This is a genomic window from Novosphingobium sp. (genome assembly GCF_049240505.1).
Lineage (GTDB): Bacteria > Pseudomonadota > Alphaproteobacteria > Sphingomonadales > Sphingomonadaceae > Novosphingobium.
The window spans coordinates 1-13,685 of record NZ_JBMLSM010000209.1; the positions used below are offsets into that span (position 1 = coordinate 1).

Annotated in this window: 16 protein-coding genes and 1 pseudogene; 12 read left to right on the top strand and 5 right to left on the bottom strand. The window is 62.0% G+C overall.

The window, feature by feature from the left end; genetic code table 11:
- Window positions 1-296 (top strand): annotated as a pseudogene (locus ACOVQ0_RS17115) (aminoacyl-tRNA hydrolase); the annotation flags it as partial.
- Window positions 297-466: 170 nt separating this feature from the next.
- Window positions 467-913, top strand: a complete 447-nt coding sequence (locus tag ACOVQ0_RS17120) for a PEP-CTERM sorting domain-containing protein (RefSeq protein ID WP_421887223.1) — start codon at window positions 467-469, stop codon at window positions 911-913.
- Window positions 914-939: 26 nt separating this feature from the next.
- Here ACOVQ0_RS17120 and ACOVQ0_RS17125 read toward each other — a convergent pair whose 3' ends face one another.
- Window positions 940-2,457 (bottom strand): tetratricopeptide repeat protein, encoded by a 1,518-nt coding sequence (locus ACOVQ0_RS17125; RefSeq protein ID WP_421887226.1) that lies wholly within the window; start codon window positions 2,455-2,457, stop codon window positions 940-942.
- 95 nt (window positions 2,458-2,552) lie between these two features.
- Here ACOVQ0_RS17125 and ychF point away from each other — a divergent pair, with 95 nt between their 5' ends.
- Entirely contained in the window at window positions 2,553-3,653 is a 1,101-nt protein-coding gene (gene ychF, locus ACOVQ0_RS17130) for a redox-regulated ATPase YchF (RefSeq protein ID WP_421887229.1), read from the top strand.
- A gap of 52 nt (window positions 3,654-3,705) precedes the next feature.
- Window positions 3,706-4,164 carry a MaoC family dehydratase gene (locus ACOVQ0_RS17135; protein ID WP_421887232.1) on the top strand — a complete coding sequence of 153 codons (459 nt, stop codon included), beginning with the start codon at window positions 3,706-3,708 and terminating at the stop codon, window positions 4,162-4,164.
- Window positions 4,165-4,170: 6 nt separating this feature from the next.
- On the opposite strand, the gene ACOVQ0_RS17140 is transcribed toward ACOVQ0_RS17135, so the two are convergent.
- Both ACOVQ0_RS17140 and ACOVQ0_RS17145 read right to left on the bottom strand, forming a co-directional pair.
- Window positions 4,171-4,626 carry a DUF3237 domain-containing protein gene (locus ACOVQ0_RS17140; protein WP_421887235.1) on the bottom strand — a complete coding sequence of 152 codons (456 nt, stop codon included), beginning with the start codon at window positions 4,624-4,626 and terminating at the stop codon, window positions 4,171-4,173.
- Window positions 4,623-5,915 (bottom strand): flavin-dependent oxidoreductase, encoded by a 1,293-nt coding sequence (locus ACOVQ0_RS17145; RefSeq protein WP_421887238.1) that lies wholly within the window; start codon window positions 5,913-5,915, stop codon window positions 4,623-4,625. Before ACOVQ0_RS17145 ends, ACOVQ0_RS17140 begins: the two co-directional genes overlap by 4 nt.
- Before the next feature lie 220 nt (window positions 5,916-6,135).
- Between ACOVQ0_RS17145 and rpiB the strand changes: the two genes are divergently transcribed.
- The 7 genes from rpiB (at window position 6,136) to ACOVQ0_RS17180 (ending at window position 10,675) form a co-directional block, all read left to right on the top strand.
- Window positions 6,136-6,573: a ribose 5-phosphate isomerase B gene (rpiB, locus tag ACOVQ0_RS17150; protein WP_421887241.1), complete on the top strand. Its 438-nt coding sequence runs from the start codon at window positions 6,136-6,138 to the stop codon at window positions 6,571-6,573.
- Between the two features lie 14 nt (window positions 6,574-6,587).
- Window positions 6,588-7,898: a serine hydroxymethyltransferase gene (gene glyA / locus ACOVQ0_RS17155; RefSeq protein WP_168851550.1), complete on the top strand. Its 1,311-nt coding sequence runs from the start codon at window positions 6,588-6,590 to the stop codon at window positions 7,896-7,898.
- A 4-nt stretch (window positions 7,899-7,902) separates the two neighbouring features.
- The gene (locus ACOVQ0_RS17160; protein ID WP_168851551.1) at window positions 7,903-8,109 is read left to right on the top strand and encodes a hypothetical protein; all 207 of its coding nucleotides are present in this window, start codon (window positions 7,903-7,905) and stop codon (window positions 8,107-8,109) included.
- Window positions 8,110-8,113: 4 nt separating this feature from the next.
- Window positions 8,114-8,605 carry a transcriptional regulator NrdR gene (gene nrdR / locus ACOVQ0_RS17165; RefSeq protein ID WP_421887244.1) on the top strand — a complete coding sequence of 164 codons (492 nt, stop codon included), beginning with the start codon at window positions 8,114-8,116 and terminating at the stop codon, window positions 8,603-8,605.
- Window positions 8,602-9,372, top strand: coding sequence for an RNA methyltransferase (locus ACOVQ0_RS17170; RefSeq protein ID WP_421887247.1), 771 nt, complete (start codon window positions 8,602-8,604; stop codon window positions 9,370-9,372). The genes nrdR and ACOVQ0_RS17170 overlap by 4 nt, the downstream gene beginning before the upstream one ends.
- Window positions 9,373-9,717: 345 nt before the next feature.
- Window positions 9,718-10,329: a 30S ribosomal protein S4 gene (rpsD, locus tag ACOVQ0_RS17175; RefSeq protein WP_421887250.1), complete on the top strand. Its 612-nt coding sequence runs from the start codon at window positions 9,718-9,720 to the stop codon at window positions 10,327-10,329.
- Window positions 10,330-10,477: 148 nt separating this feature from the next.
- Window positions 10,478-10,675 (top strand): hypothetical protein, encoded by a 198-nt coding sequence (locus ACOVQ0_RS17180; RefSeq protein WP_421887253.1) that lies wholly within the window; start codon window positions 10,478-10,480, stop codon window positions 10,673-10,675.
- 136 nt (window positions 10,676-10,811) lie between these two features.
- On the opposite strand, the gene tgt is transcribed toward ACOVQ0_RS17180, so the two are convergent.
- Window positions 10,812-11,936 (bottom strand): tRNA guanosine(34) transglycosylase Tgt, encoded by a 1,125-nt coding sequence (gene tgt, locus ACOVQ0_RS17185; RefSeq protein ID WP_421887255.1) that lies wholly within the window; start codon window positions 11,934-11,936, stop codon window positions 10,812-10,814.
- Between the two features lie 63 nt (window positions 11,937-11,999).
- Between tgt and ACOVQ0_RS17190 the strand changes: the two genes are divergently transcribed.
- A complete protein-coding gene (locus tag ACOVQ0_RS17190; protein WP_421887258.1) occupies window positions 12,000-12,788 on the top strand; it encodes a TSUP family transporter in 789 nt (262 codons plus the stop codon).
- Between the two features lie 27 nt (window positions 12,789-12,815).
- On the opposite strand, the gene ACOVQ0_RS17195 is transcribed toward ACOVQ0_RS17190, so the two are convergent.
- Window positions 12,816-13,676: a hypothetical protein gene (locus tag ACOVQ0_RS17195; RefSeq protein ID WP_421887260.1), complete on the bottom strand. Its 861-nt coding sequence runs from the start codon at window positions 13,674-13,676 to the stop codon at window positions 12,816-12,818.
- Between the last annotated feature and the right edge of the window lie 9 nt (window positions 13,677-13,685).

Below are 13,685 nucleotides of genomic sequence, written 5' to 3' on the forward strand. Positions count from 1 at the left end.
AGCTGGACCTCGCGCCGTTCAAGGTAAAAGTGAAGCAGGGTGGCGGCACTGCCGGGCATAATGGGTTGCGATCAATCGATCAGCACCTTGGCGCGGATTTCCGTCGCGTGCGGCTTGGCATCGGCCACCCCGGCCACAAGGATCGCGTCACTGGCCACGTTCTGGGCAATTTCGCGAAGGCTGAGCAGGACGATCTGGTCGAAATGCTGGGCGCGATCGCATCGGAAGCCGATTGGCTGGCGAAGCGCGATGAGGTGCGTTTCATGTCAGATGTGGCGCTGCGCCAGCAGGGCTGACACAATTGCGGCCAGCGGCGGAAACATTTCAGAAACCGAAAACTGTCGAACTTCCTGACATATCGTTCATCCGAAAACCTTCATTAACCATCGAACCTCCTGATTCCACGAAGTTGGCACGGCCTTTGCTGTGTACTGTGTCAACCAAGTTCCAGGGTGTGGAGGTTTACATGACGAAGAAGTTTCTCACGGCGGTCGCAACGGTTGCACTCGGCACCGCGATGGCCACGCCGGCCCACGCCACGTGGTGGACGACGCTGACTCACAAGCACTACTGCAACTGCGGCCACAGCGGCCAGTGCGGTGGCACCAGCACCGGTGGCACGACCACGGGCGGCACCACTACCGGTGGAACCACGACCGGCGGTACAACCACGGGTGGCACGACCACAGGCGGAACGACAACCGGCGGAACCACCACGGGTGGTACGACGACCGGTGGTACGACGACGGGCGGCACAACGACCGGTGGAACCACCACCACGGGTGGCACCACCACCGGTGGAACCACGACGGGCGGCACTGCAGTTCCCGAACCCGGTATGCTGGGCATGATGGCTCTGGGCCTGCTGGGCATCGGCTTTGCCCGCTCGCGCAAGGTCAAGCCGCGCGCCTGAACCGGAATAGTCAGTGGAGGCTGAAATCAGCCTCCCTGCGCTACTGAAAATCGAGCGAGGCTGCGCCGGAACGTAATGTTCTGAGGTGAAGCCTCGCTCGCCTGTTTGAGCAGGGCAATTCCGGTAGCCGTATCCTTGCCACCGGCGGCTCGCACATAGCCTGCCATATAGGTGGTATCAGGATCTTCGGGCTTCAGTGCGCGCGCGCGGTCAGCCGCCCTGATCGCTTCATCCGTGCGGCCAAGATGGCTCAAGGCCATTGCCAGACGCTTCATGACCTCGGCGTCATCGCCCGTCGCCGCCAATTGTCCGTAAGCGGCAGCGGCTGCGTTCCAGTCCTGCGTCGCCAGCGCCTTTTCGCCCTTCTGAATCAGCACTTGCGACGTTCCGGCCTTGGCTGCCGCCAATCGCTGCGCCAGCTTGCCAGCATCGGGGCTTTCGATGGCCCGCGCTGCCATCTCTGCCAGTTCCAGTTCAGGCGGCCCGGCCAGCAAACTGTCTGAAAGCGGCTTGACCGTGGCATAGGCCGCCGCAGCATCGCCTGTGGCCATTTGCGCCTGCGCCAGCATCAGCCGCGAATAGGGATTGTTCGGTGATCGTGTCAGCGCGCGCTGGAACATTGCGCGGGCCTGCTCAGGATGGTTCAGCCGCAGCATCGCCTCGGCATAAGTCATCCCGTTGGTCGATAGCGGATCGAGCGTGCTTTCCTGATCGGCCAGCGTTTCGCGGACCTTTTCCCAATCGCCCTTCATCGAAGCGAACTGCACCTGCAACGCCACCACGCGCGGGTCAGCAGGGGCGACATCCGCCGCCTTGGCCGTCATCCTGATCGCCTCGTCCAGCTTGCCTTCCATGTCATAGATTTCGGCGCGTGCGATCCACGGCTCCACCACAGCGGGATAGCGTTCCGCCAACTTGCCAAGCACGGCGTGCGCTTCGGCCGGGCGCCCTCGCCGCGCGGCGATATCGGCCTTTAACATTGGCGCATCATAGCCATCGGGGGCAAGACGTTCGAGCGTCGCCACCTGTTGTGCCGCGCCATCCAGATCACCGGATTCGGTCAGGAACTTCGCGTAATCGCGCAGCAGCAGCGGATCGTTGCCCGCTGCTGCGCCCTGACGAAGGGCAACAAGCGCGCCTTCCGGGTCTTTCATCGCCAGCCTGGCCGCAGCACGAATGCGCCACGCTGCCGGTGAGTTATCCTGCGTGATCAGCGCCAGCGCATCTTCAGGGCGTCCGCGCAGCACCGCTGCTTCGGCGCGGATCAGCGCAAGTTCAGCGCCTTTCAGCCCTGCCCGCTCCATCCGTGCTGCGGTTGCATCCGCACCATCGCCGTCGCCCATGCGCAGTTGCACGGCGGCCAGCATTCGCAGCAAGGCGGGATCGTCCCCCTTGTCCGCAAGCGCGGCAGACAGATCAACCTTTGCCGCGCCAAAGCGCATTTCGGCAATTTCCTGCCGGGCGCGGGCAATTTTCTGGTCGGCGTTTTCACCACAGGCACCCAGCAGCACCACGGCGGACAGAATCAGCAGGCGTTTGTTCATGGCTGCAAAAATCGCAGGTCATGCTGAAATTTCGGTGAAGGTTTCCAAATGCCTTCATGCCCGCTAAAGGCCGCGCCAACCAAGGAGCTTTGAGAATGGGTTTTCGTTGCGGGATCGTCGGTCTTCCCAATGTCGGCAAGTCGACGCTGTTCAACGCGCTGACTGAAACGCAGGCGGCGCAGGCGGCGAACTATCCGTTCTGCACGATCGAGCCGAACGTCGGCAATGTCGGCGTGCCCGATCCCCGACTGGACAAGCTGGCCGCGATTGCTGGCAGCCAGAAGATCATCCCCACGCAGCTTGGCTTTGTGGATATCGCCGGGCTGGTGCGCGGCGCATCGAAGGGTGAAGGTCTGGGCAACCAGTTCCTCGGCAACATCCGCGAAGTGGACGCCATCGTCCACGTGCTGCGCTGCTTTGAAAACGACGATATCCAGCATGTTGACAACAAGGTCGATCCGATCTCCGACGCGGAAACGGTCGAAACCGAACTGATGCTGTCGGACCTCGAAAGCCTGGAAAAGCGCGTTCCAGCTGCGGAAAAGAAAGCCAAAGCCGGCGACAAGGAATCGAAGATCATCGCTTCGGTGCTGGGCCAGGCGCTCGAACTGCTGCGCGATGGCAAGCCTGCGCGCCTGACGCAGCCGAAGGATGACGAAGAAGCGCGCGTCTTTCAGCAGGCGCAACTGCTCACTGCCAAGCCCGTGCTCTATGTCTGCAATGTCGAGGAAGAAAGCGCTGCGGAAGGTAACGCATTCTCCGCCCGCGTGTTTGAAAAGGCCAAGGCCGAAGGCGCAAACGCGGTGATCGTGTCTGCTGCCATCGAATCCGAACTGGTGGGCATGGATGCGGAAGAGCGTTCTGTATTCCTTGAGGAAATGGGCCTGCATGAAACCGGCCTCGCCCGCGTGATCCGCGCAGGCTATGAACTGTTGCATCTTATCACGTTCTTCACCGTCGGCCCCAAGGAAGCCCGTGCCTGGACCGTGCATCTGGGTGCCAAGGCCCCGGAAGCTGCGGGAGAAATCCACTCCGACATGCAGCGCGGCTTCATCCGTGCCGAAACCATCGCCTACGATGATTTCGTTACGCTGGGCGGCGAAAGCGCCGCGCGCGATGCCGGCAAACTGCGTCAGGAAGGCAAGGAATACGTGGTGAAGGACGGCGATGTCCTGCATTTCAAGTTCAACGTCTGACGCAATTTAATCGATCGATTGACATCGCCGCGCAGCGCGCCATGCTGCGCGGATGATGTATTTCGAAGATATTGAACCCGGCGCGGTGCAGCGCTTTGGCAGCTATGCGGTCAACCGCGATGAAGTGATCGATTTCGCTTCGAAATACGATCCGCAACCTTTCCACCTCAGCGATGAGGCGGCGGCGCATACCCACTTTGGGCGTCTGTCAGCCAGCGGGTGGCATACCTGCGCGATGACAATGGCGATGCTGGTGGAAAACCTGAAAGAGCGCCAGCAGGCGGGACTTGGTTCGCCGGGGCTGGACGAAATCCGCTGGCTCAAACCCGTCTATCCGGGGGACACGCTTTCGGTGGAGACGCAGATCGTCGACAAGAAGCGCAGTGGATCGCGGCCCGAAATGGGCAGTTTCCGGTCGAACGTGAAAGTCTTCAATCAGGATGGCGTAGTGGTCATGACGATGAAATCCATCGGCCTCATCCGTGTGCGTGACGTAGGCAGTCCGTCCTGAACTGGATCAATCCACGCGCCAGACCGAAAGCCGCACCGTGTTGCCCACTTTGCCGCCGCGCGCGACAAACAGCGCGCGGTTGACCCACGCATAGGCCGGGTGCCCGCTTTCAAGCCGGATCGCGGTGCGCATGTAGTATTCGGTCGGATCAACCTGCTCGCCCGCAGCAATCCGCGCGTGGACTTCGGCAGAGGCATGGCGCACGCCTTGGCTAACCACCTCGATTACCGCGCCTTCCGCCGTCTCTACCGCATAGCGCGCGTCGAGATCGGCAATGCCATCGCGCGACACCGTCTGCCAGTCTGCGCCAATCGGCAGGATGCGGCCAGAAAGCAGCGGCCCCGCCGCTGTGCCACCAACGATAGGGATGATGCGCCGCACGCCTGCCGGGCAATCCCCCATCTCGTGCGGAGGGGACAGTTCAACTACAAGATCGGTCGCATGGCTGAGCGCGATGGTCATGCTGCCACCTTCGCAACTTTGGCGCCTGCAGGGATCGTGCGTGGCGCTGCGTTCAGCCGGTCTTTGGCAAAGCCCGCCGCCTGCTGATACGCCAGCATGAAGGCGCTCCTCTCTGCCGCAGGAATAACGTCGTCGATGTTCTCGAACTGACCTCGGCAACGATCGTCCACCATGTTGAGCAGCCCGAATGGCCCGGCCCCGCGATTGCGCATGGCCACCTGCCCGATTGGCCCACAGAACTCCGCGTCCCACGCCGCCAGCGTATCTGCCGTAACGCCACGCTCTACCATCATGCGCCCGATGGTGCGCGCATCGATGATCGCCTGCGATGCGCCATTGGAGCCGGTAGGGTACATCGGGTGCGCGGCATCGCCGATAAGCGCCACCGGCCCGTCCACCCATGTCGGCAGCGGATCACGGTCGATCATCGGGTTTTCATAGGCCACGTCAGACTTCGCCAGAAGCGCAGGCAAGTCCAGCCAGTCATAGACGAACCCGTCGAACTCGGCAGCGAATTCCGAAAGCTCAACCGGGCGGAACCAGCCCGACTTCGACCAGTCATGGTCGGTGTCGTAAGTCTGTTCGGCAATCCAGTTGATATCCGCAAGCCCGTCTGCATCCGGCTGCGAGATCGGATAGATCACCACGCGATGGCGACTTGTGCCAAGGCCCACGAACGAAGACCCACTGCGGATCGGCACGCCCTTGGCCGTTCCGCGCCACATGATCGTTCCGCCCCAGTGGATCGGCGGTTGGTTCGGATGCATCTGGGCGCGAACGGTAGAATGAATGCCATCCGCCCCGAACAGCAGGCAGCCGCTCTCCTCGATGCGTTCCCCCGCCGCCGTTTCGATCAACGCGGTCACGCCGCCGTCAGACTCGCGCCGGTATTCGGTAACCTTATGGCCAAGCCGCACTGCATCCGGCCCCAGACGCTCTATCACCTTGTTATAGAGCATCATGTGAAACGCGCCGCGGTGCACGGCGTACTGGTGCCAGTTGTATCCGGCCAGCTTTCCGCGCGGCTCGGAATAGATCTCGCGCCCGTTCAGCCCGACAAGCGCCCATTCGCGCGCCGGGATGCCCACCGCATCCATCTCCGCTTCACCAATGCCCAGGTCTTCGAGTTCGCGCACCGCATTGGGTTGCAGGTTGATCCCCACGCCCAGCGGCTTCAATTCGCGCACGCCTTCAAACACCGTGCAGGGCACGCCGATTTCATGCAGCGTCAGCGCGAGCGCCAGACCACCGATGCCACCACCGGCAATAAGCACATGATCACGGCGCATCTTCTCAGGTCTTCCTTGCAATGCGCCCAACGCGCCACCGCGCGCGCCTAGCGGCCCTGCCTGCCCGGTGCAAGCGCCCGCACCGCACCCAAAGCCCACAAGTGTTACGATCCACCCCATTGGGCGTAATTTGACGGGCGATTTGCGGTGGCTTGTTGCGCTGCAAAAGCCTATTGGCCCTGCGAATCCCGTCAGCCTGCAATCGGACAGACCTGATCCCATGCGTATCGCCATTGCTTCCGACCATGCCGCCGTCGACCTGAAAGCCGTCCTGCGCGAGTATCTGATCGAGCTTGGTCATGAAGTCGCCGATCTCGGCCCTGATACCGCAGACCGCGTCGATTATCCCGACTATGGGTACAAGCTGGCCTCGGTCGTGGCCGAAGGCATCGCGGAACGCGGCGTCGTGTTGTGCGGATCGGGCATCGGCATTTCCATCGCCGTAAACCGTGATCCCGCCTGCCGCTGTGCGCTGGTATCCGAACCGCTGTCTGCAGCGCTCGCCCGCGAACACAACAATGCCAACGTGATCGCGATGGGTGCCCGCCTGACGGGTGAGGACATGGCCAAGGCCTGCCTCGACGCATTCCTTTCCACTGATTTCGGCGGAGGCCGCCATTCGGGCCGCGTCGAAAAGCTTTCCAATCCCGCATTCTGAAGGAGCCAGAAACGATGACCACCGCCACCGCAGCGCCGGAAATCCGTAAAGCCGGCTTCTTTACCGAACATCTCGAAACCGCCGACGCCGAAGTCTTTGCCGCGATCCGTGGCGAGTTGAAGCGCCAGCAGACCAAGATCGAACTGATCGCTTCGGAAAACATCACGAGCCTTGCCGTGCTCGATGCCACCGGTTCGGTCTTCACCAACAAGTATGCCGAAGGCTATCCGGGCAAGCGCTATTACGGCGGCTGCGAATATGCCGACGTGGTCGAAACGCTGGCGATCGAACGCGCCAAGCAGCTGTTCGGCTGCCAGTTCGCCAACGTGCAGCCCAATTCGGGCAGCCAGATGAATCAGGCCGTGTTCCTCGCGCTGCTGCAGCCGGGTGACAGCTTCATGGGCCTCGATCTCAATTCGGGTGGCCACCTCACGCACGGCTCGCCCGTGAACATGAGCGGCAAGTGGTTCAAGCCCATTCCCTATGGCGTTCGTGCCGACGATCACCAGATCGACATGGAAGAGGTTGCCCGCCTCGCCCGCGAACACAAGCCGAAGCTGATCATCGCAGGCGGCACCGCCTATTCGCGCATCTGGGATTGGGAAGCGTTCCGCGCCATCGCCGATGAAGTGGGCGCATGGCTGCTGGTCGATATGTCGCACATTTCCGGCCTCGTCGCCGGTGGCGCGCACCCCTCGCCCTTCCCCCATGCCCACGTCGTCACCACCACCACGCACAAGTCGCTGCGCGGCCCGCGTTCGGGCGTGGTGCTGACGAATGACGAAGACATCGCCAAGAAGGTGAACATGGCCGTGTTCCCCGGTATGCAGGGCGGCCCGCTGGTGCATGTCATCGCGGCCAAGGCTGTCGCCTTTGGTGAAGCGCTGCGGCCCGAATTCAAGGCCTATGCCCACCAGATCGTCGCCAATGCCAAGGCGCTGGCCGAAAGCCTGAAGGATGCTGGCCTCGGTATCGTTTCGGGCGGCACCGACAATCACCTGATGCTGGTCGATCTTTCGGCCAAGGACGTAACAGGCAAGGCCGCTGAAAAGGGCCTCGATCGCGCATGGCTTACCTGCAACAAGAACGGTGTTCCGTTCGACAAGCGCTCGCCTTTCGTCACGTCGGGCATTCGCCTTGGCACGCCCGCAGGCACCACGCGCGGCTTCCGCGAGGAAGAGTTCCGCAAGATCGGTGGACTGATCGCTGAAGTCGTCGATGGCCTTGCGCGCAACGGCGAAGAGGGCGATGGTCAGGTCGAACAGCGCGTGCGCGATCGCGTCGCGGAGCTTTGCGCGCAGTTCCCGATCTATCCGGAGCTGTAATACCATGAACGATCAGGACGATCTCGCCGCCCGCGCCAAGGAGGAAGTCTCCGGCATGGCCAAGCAGGGGCTTGCCCATCCTTCGACCAAGCCGGTGCTGACCGGCGCGGCCATCGGGGCGGTGGCAGGCGCGATCCTCCCGGTCGTTTCCATCCCCCTCGGCCTTGCCGTGGGTGCAGGATTTGCCTTCTGGCAGCGGATCAAGCGCTGACCGCATGAGGTGTCCGTTCTGTGCCCACGATAACAGTCAGGTAAAAGACAGCCGACCGAGCGAGGACAACACCTCGATCCGTCGGCGTCGCCAGTGCGAAGGTTGCGGCGCGCGCTTCACCACGTTTGAGCGCGTGCAACTGCGCGAAGTCGTCGTGGTCAAGAGCGGAGAGCGCCGCGAACCGTTCGAGCGCCTTAAGATCGAACAATCCGTTGCACTCGCCTGCCGCAAGCGCCCTGTGGCGCAGGAACGGCTCGACCAGCTCGTGTCCGGCATCCAGCGTCAGATCGAAACGATGGGCGATGCCGAAGTGCCATCGAAAGTCATTGGCGAAATGGTCATGGAAGGCCTGCGCCAGTTGGACAGCGTGGCCTATATCCGCTTCGCCAGCGTATATCGTGATTTCACGGAAGCGCGCGATTTTGAAGAGTTTGCCAGCAGCGTTCAGGAAATGAGCGCCGAAGAAATTCAACGTCGTGAAAGCGCTCGCCCGTGAGCGGTAGTGCATCATCCGGTACCCCAATTTTCGACAGGCGGCCTGTAATCGTGCTGGTGCGCCCGCAACTAGGCGAAAACATCGGCAAGGCGGCGCGCGCCATGTTGAACTTCGGCCTCGTCGAAATGCGCCTTGTCGCGCCACGCGATGGCTGGCCCAATCCTTCTGCCGGGCCTGCTGCGGCAGGGGCGGACGTGGTGCTGGAGCGTGCGCAGGTCTTCGATACGCTGGCCGATGCCGTCAGCGATTGCGCCCACGTCTATGCCACCACGGTCCGCAAGCGGGGCGTTACAAAGCCCGTGCTGACGCCGGAGCAGGCCGCGAACGATGTGATCGGCGCAACAGCGCGCAGTGCGATCATCTTCGGGCCGGAACGCTCAGGCCTTGAAACCGATGACGTTGCGCTTGCCCGTGCGATCATAACCGTTCCGATCAATCCCGAATTCGGTTCGCTCAATCTCGCACAGGCGGTGATCCTGTGCGCCTACGAGTTTTCGAAGCACGTCGATCTGGTGCAGCCCACCGTCGAAGACCTGCTCCCCCCTGCCCCGCAGGAGGAGTTTGAAGGCATGTTCGAACAGCTTTGCACCTTGCTGGAGCCGCGCGGCTATTTCGAACCGGCCGCTCGCGCTGCGTCCACACGCCGCACACTGCGAACGATGATGACCAAGCCGGGCTGGAATCATCTCGAACTGCGCACGTTCCGTGGCGTCCTCAGCGCCCTGCGCCGCAAGCCCGGTTCAAGGCCGGGGGATGCGTTGGAATAGGCACGCCAATTCTGATCCCAAACATCGTCATCCTGAACTTGTTTCAGGATCCATTGTGCCGACCACGCCGAAGCCCTCGGCCGCGAAATGGACCCTGAGCCGTAGGCCAGCGCAGATAAACAAGTTCAGGGTGACAACAGTGAGCGGGAAACATTTCCTTCGCCATATTTCCACCCCACCAACCCTTGACAATCCATCCCATCTCTGTTCTTGGCCGCGCTTCGCAATTGGCCTCGCACACCCGGTGAAGCGGTGGCCGCATCCGAACACTCGGTCGGATGGTGCGGTTCCGGGTCCAGAAGCATCGGCCAAGTGGCCAGTGCATTGCAAATTGAAAGGCAGCGCATGTCCAAGCGCAAGGCATCCAAGTATAAAATTGACCGCCGTCTTGGCGAAAACATCTGGGGCCGTCCCAAGTCGTCGGTGAACCGCCGCTCGTATGGTCCCGGCCAGCACGGCCAGCGCCGCAAGAGCAAGGTTTCGGACTTCGGCATCCAGCTCCGCGCCAAGCAGAAGCTCAAGGGCTACTACGGCGACGTGACCGAAAAGCAGTTCAAGCGCACCTATCAGGAAGCGTCGAAGATGAAGGGCGATACCGGTCAGAACCTGATCGGCCTGCTCGAACAGCGTCTCGACATGGTCGTGTACCGCGCCAAGTTCGCTCCGACCATCTTCTCGGCCCGTCAGGTCGTTTCGCACGGTCACATCTATGTGAACGGCGTGAAGTGCAACATCGCCTCGCGTCGCGTTCGCCCTGGTGACGTGATCAGCCTCGGCAAGAAGGCCAAGGAAATGGCCCTGATCGCCGAAGCGCAGACCCTGCCCGAGCGTGAAGTTCCCGATTACGTTGCCGCCGAAGGCGACAAGGCCACCTTCACCCGCGTTCCGACGCTGGACGAAGTGCCCTATCCGGTGAAGATGGAACCCAATCTGGTCGTCGAATTCTATTCGCGCTGATCGGTTTCCGAACCTTTCGGAACAAGCAAAGAGGCGGGGCGCAAGCTCCGCCTTTTTCGCGTTTGGAAACAGCGTGTTATTTCAGATTTCTGCGTGCTGATTTGCGCCATGTCGTGGAACTGAAACGCGGCTTGGCCATTGGCAGGGCATGACGCACTATCGCTTCGTTACCCCCCACCGCACCGGCAAATGGTATCCTGATCTGACGACCGCACAGCAGCAGGCCTTCGCGATCGGCGCAGGCTTCTACGATGCGCGCACCGGCACATTCTATCCGTACAAGGAAACGCGGCTTGAAATGGACGGGACCGTCGTTGCCGGCCCGCCTGAGGGCATTGCAGCCTGACGCGCGAAGCAGGCTGTCCTGCAAACACTCGTCACCCTGAACTTGTTTCAGGGTCCATCTATCAACCGAAACGGCGGTCTGATGGACAAAATGGATCCTGAACCAAGTTCAGGATGACGGCATTCTTGACTGAACGCTACCGCGCGAAGTAGTCGCGCCGGAAGTCTGTCGTGAAGGCAGCAAAGTGCCCCTCGCTGATGGCAGCGCGCATCCCGGCCATCAGCTGCTGGTAGAACCACAGGTTATGCTCGGTCAGCAGCATCGCGCCCAGCATCTCGCCGGACTTGTGTAGGTGGTGCAGGTAGGCGCGGGTATGCTTGGTGCACGTCGGGCATGGGCAGCGCTCGTCCAGAGGGCCGGTATCCTCGGCATGACGTGCGTTGCGCATGTTGAGCGGGCCGTGCCATGTAAACGCCTGCCCATTGCGCCCTGATCGCGTCGGCAGCACGCAATCGAACATGTCCACGCCGCGCTCCACCGCGCCAACCAGATCGTCGGGCTTGCCCACGCCCATCAGATAGCGCGGACGGTCGGCAGGCAGTTGCTGCGGCGCGAAGTCGAGCGTGGCGAACATCGCTTCCTGCCCTTCGCCTACGGCAAGGCCACCGATGGCATAGCCATCAAAACCCACGTCGATCAGCGCATCCGCGCTCGCCTTGCGCAAACCTTCGTCCAGCGCGCCCTGCTGGATGCCGAACAGGGCAGACCGTTCAGCATGTTCGCCGCCTGCATCGAACGCATCGCGGCTGCGCTTGGCCCAGCGCATCGACATTTCCATCGACTTTGCAATGACATCGCGCGGCTGATCGGCACGCGGGCATTCGTCAAAGCACATCACGATGTCAGAACCGAGCAACCGCTGGATTTCCATCGAGCGTTCGGGGCTGAGCAGGTGGCGCGACCCGTCAAGGTGGCTGGCGAAGGTCACGCCTTCCTCAGTAATCTTGCGCAGGTCGGAAAGGCTCATCACCTGATAGCCGCCGCTGTCGGTCAGGATCGGGCGATCCCAGCCCCCGAACTTGTGCAATCCGCCAAGCCGCGCAACCCGCTCCGCTCCAGGGCGAAGCATCAGGTGGTAGGTGTTGCCAAGGATGATGTCCGCACCCGATGCGCGCACGTCCTCCATCTTCATTGCCTTCACGGTCGCAGCCGTGCCAACCGGCATGAAGGCGGGCGTGCGGATATCGCCGCGCATCATGCGAATCGTGCCGGTGCGGGCCTTGCCGTCGGTGGCGTGGATATCGAAGGCGAAGCGGGTCATTGTTGTTGTGTCTCGGCCGAAAAGAATGTTGCGGCCCTTAGGCGCAATCGCCAAGAGGCGCAAATGCCCCATTTTTCCATGATCGATCCCGTAACGCTCGACCTCTGGCTGTACCCGGCGCTGACGCTGGTGGCCATTCTGACGGGATTTATCGATGCCGTAGCGGGCGGCGGCGGTCTGGTGATGATGCCGGTGCTGCTATCCACCCCGCTGCCGCCGCATGTCGTGCTGGGAACCAACAAGGTGCAGTCGATGTGCGGCACCGCGATGGCCACCTGGCGCTATCACAAGGCAGGGCTGTTCAGCTTCCGCAAAAGTGCGCCGACTGCGCTGATCGTGTTTGTTGGCGCAATGGCAGGATCATTGGCGATTCAGCGGCTTAGCGCCGATGTTCTGAAGCTGGTCGTGCCCGCACTGCTGATCGCCGTCGCGCTCTACACCGTGCTTTCGCCCAACATGACCGACGATGACCGCCACGGCCACCTCTCCGAACGCGGCTACATGCCGGTCGGCGCGGGAGTCGGGTTCTATGACGGGTTTTTCGGGCCGGGCGCGGGGCAGTTCTTTGCGACGACGCTGGTGGGTTTGCGTGGGTTGGGGCTGACGCGGGCGACGGGGCTGACGAAGTACCTGAACGTAACCAGCAATATCGCCAGCGTGATCGTGTTCACGATTGGCGGCCAGGCGATGTGGGTGTTGGGTTTGTGCATGGGCGCAGGCGCGATGACGGGGGCGTGGATCGGCTCACACTTTGCCACGAAGTTCGGCGCGAAAATGATCCGTCCGCTGCTCGTTGTGGTGAGCATCGGTCTGACGGTTCGGCTCATCTGGGGGTGGTTTGCAGCGCCCTAGGTGCAGTTAGGTGCGTCTAGGTGCACTTCAGGAATCGTAGGGGCACGCCGCAGGCGGCTCGTCCGTCTTGGCCCGTTCCTTGCGCACCAGCAGGCGTTCAGGCCGCCGCTCCTGCGCCACTTTGAACAGTTGCGACGTCTGGTTGACGTAGTTCGCGACCGAGCTTGCCCCCTGAATATGCTCCACCAGTTCAGGCGTCCGCTCCGCCTCGAACATGCGCAAGGGGCGCGTGGGATCGTGCGCTTCGAACCGGGCGTAGAACCACGGCTCCCCCCGTCGCAGCACCAGATCCTTTTTTGTGTCGTACCATTCGAAAGCCCACATCAGCGGGCGCTGCCAGACATGGATCGGCAAGCGCCCGCCGATTACCACGCCGGGCCAGGGTTCCGGGCGGTAGTGCAGGAACGGCGGCATCTGGGTCATCCAGACAGGCTCGTCACTGAGGAAGATATAGGGCGTGATGATCTGGATGACGGGACGTTCCGGGTGCCGCCACTCCTTTTCCGAAACCATCGCCATCATTGCGTTCAGATGCTTGTTGCGAATGGCCGATTTGTCGCCGTCCGCATTGATCAGAACGGGTGCGCCCTTTTCGTTGCGGGCGAAGCGCAAGTGCAGATCGATGGGACAGGTAATTTCGAACAGGCGCGCCTCATGGTCGATCACGCCGGGGCAATAGTTCACCGACTTGGCATGACGCGGCGGGGGATCGCCACGACGGACGCGGCGCGGCTCCGCCCAGATGAAGCGGGCTTTATCGGTATCGAGAAGCCAGCCCACATCGACCGCGCGTGAAGCAGGCGGGGATGATCCCGCCTGCTTGCCCGCGCCATCTTCAGCCTTCGCCACACCAATGCCCGAAAGCCAGTTTTTCAAACGTCCCAGCACATCAACTCC

Excerpts from the sequence above, each read along its gene's own strand:
- ACOVQ0_RS17120 (WP_421887223.1), top strand. The coding sequence starts at position 467 with ATGACGAAGAAGTTTCTCACGGCGGTCGCAACGGTTGCACTCGGCACC.
- ACOVQ0_RS17125 (WP_421887226.1), bottom strand. The coding sequence starts at position 2,457 with ATGAACAAACGCCTGCTGATTCTGTCCGCCGTGGTGCTGCTGGGTGCC.
- ychF (WP_421887229.1), top strand. The coding sequence starts at position 2,553 with ATGGGTTTTCGTTGCGGGATCGTCGGTCTTCCCAATGTCGGCAAGTCG.
- ACOVQ0_RS17135 (WP_421887232.1), top strand. The coding sequence starts at position 3,706 with ATGATGTATTTCGAAGATATTGAACCCGGCGCGGTGCAGCGCTTTGGC.
- ACOVQ0_RS17140 (WP_421887235.1), bottom strand. The coding sequence starts at position 4,626 with ATGACCATCGCGCTCAGCCATGCGACCGATCTTGTAGTTGAACTGTCC.
- ACOVQ0_RS17145 (WP_421887238.1), bottom strand. The coding sequence starts at position 5,915 with ATGCGCCGTGATCATGTGCTTATTGCCGGTGGTGGCATCGGTGGTCTG.
- rpiB (WP_421887241.1), top strand. The coding sequence starts at position 6,136 with ATGCGTATCGCCATTGCTTCCGACCATGCCGCCGTCGACCTGAAAGCC.
- glyA (WP_168851550.1), top strand. The coding sequence starts at position 6,588 with ATGACCACCGCCACCGCAGCGCCGGAAATCCGTAAAGCCGGCTTCTTT.
- ACOVQ0_RS17160 (WP_168851551.1), top strand. The coding sequence starts at position 7,903 with ATGAACGATCAGGACGATCTCGCCGCCCGCGCCAAGGAGGAAGTCTCC.
- nrdR (WP_421887244.1), top strand. The coding sequence starts at position 8,114 with ATGAGGTGTCCGTTCTGTGCCCACGATAACAGTCAGGTAAAAGACAGC.
- rpsD (WP_421887250.1), top strand. The coding sequence starts at position 9,718 with ATGTCCAAGCGCAAGGCATCCAAGTATAAAATTGACCGCCGTCTTGGC.
- ACOVQ0_RS17180 (WP_421887253.1), top strand. The coding sequence starts at position 10,478 with ATGACGCACTATCGCTTCGTTACCCCCCACCGCACCGGCAAATGGTAT.
- tgt (WP_421887255.1), bottom strand. The coding sequence starts at position 11,936 with ATGACCCGCTTCGCCTTCGATATCCACGCCACCGACGGCAAGGCCCGC.
- ACOVQ0_RS17190 (WP_421887258.1), top strand. The coding sequence starts at position 12,000 with ATGCCCCATTTTTCCATGATCGATCCCGTAACGCTCGACCTCTGGCTG.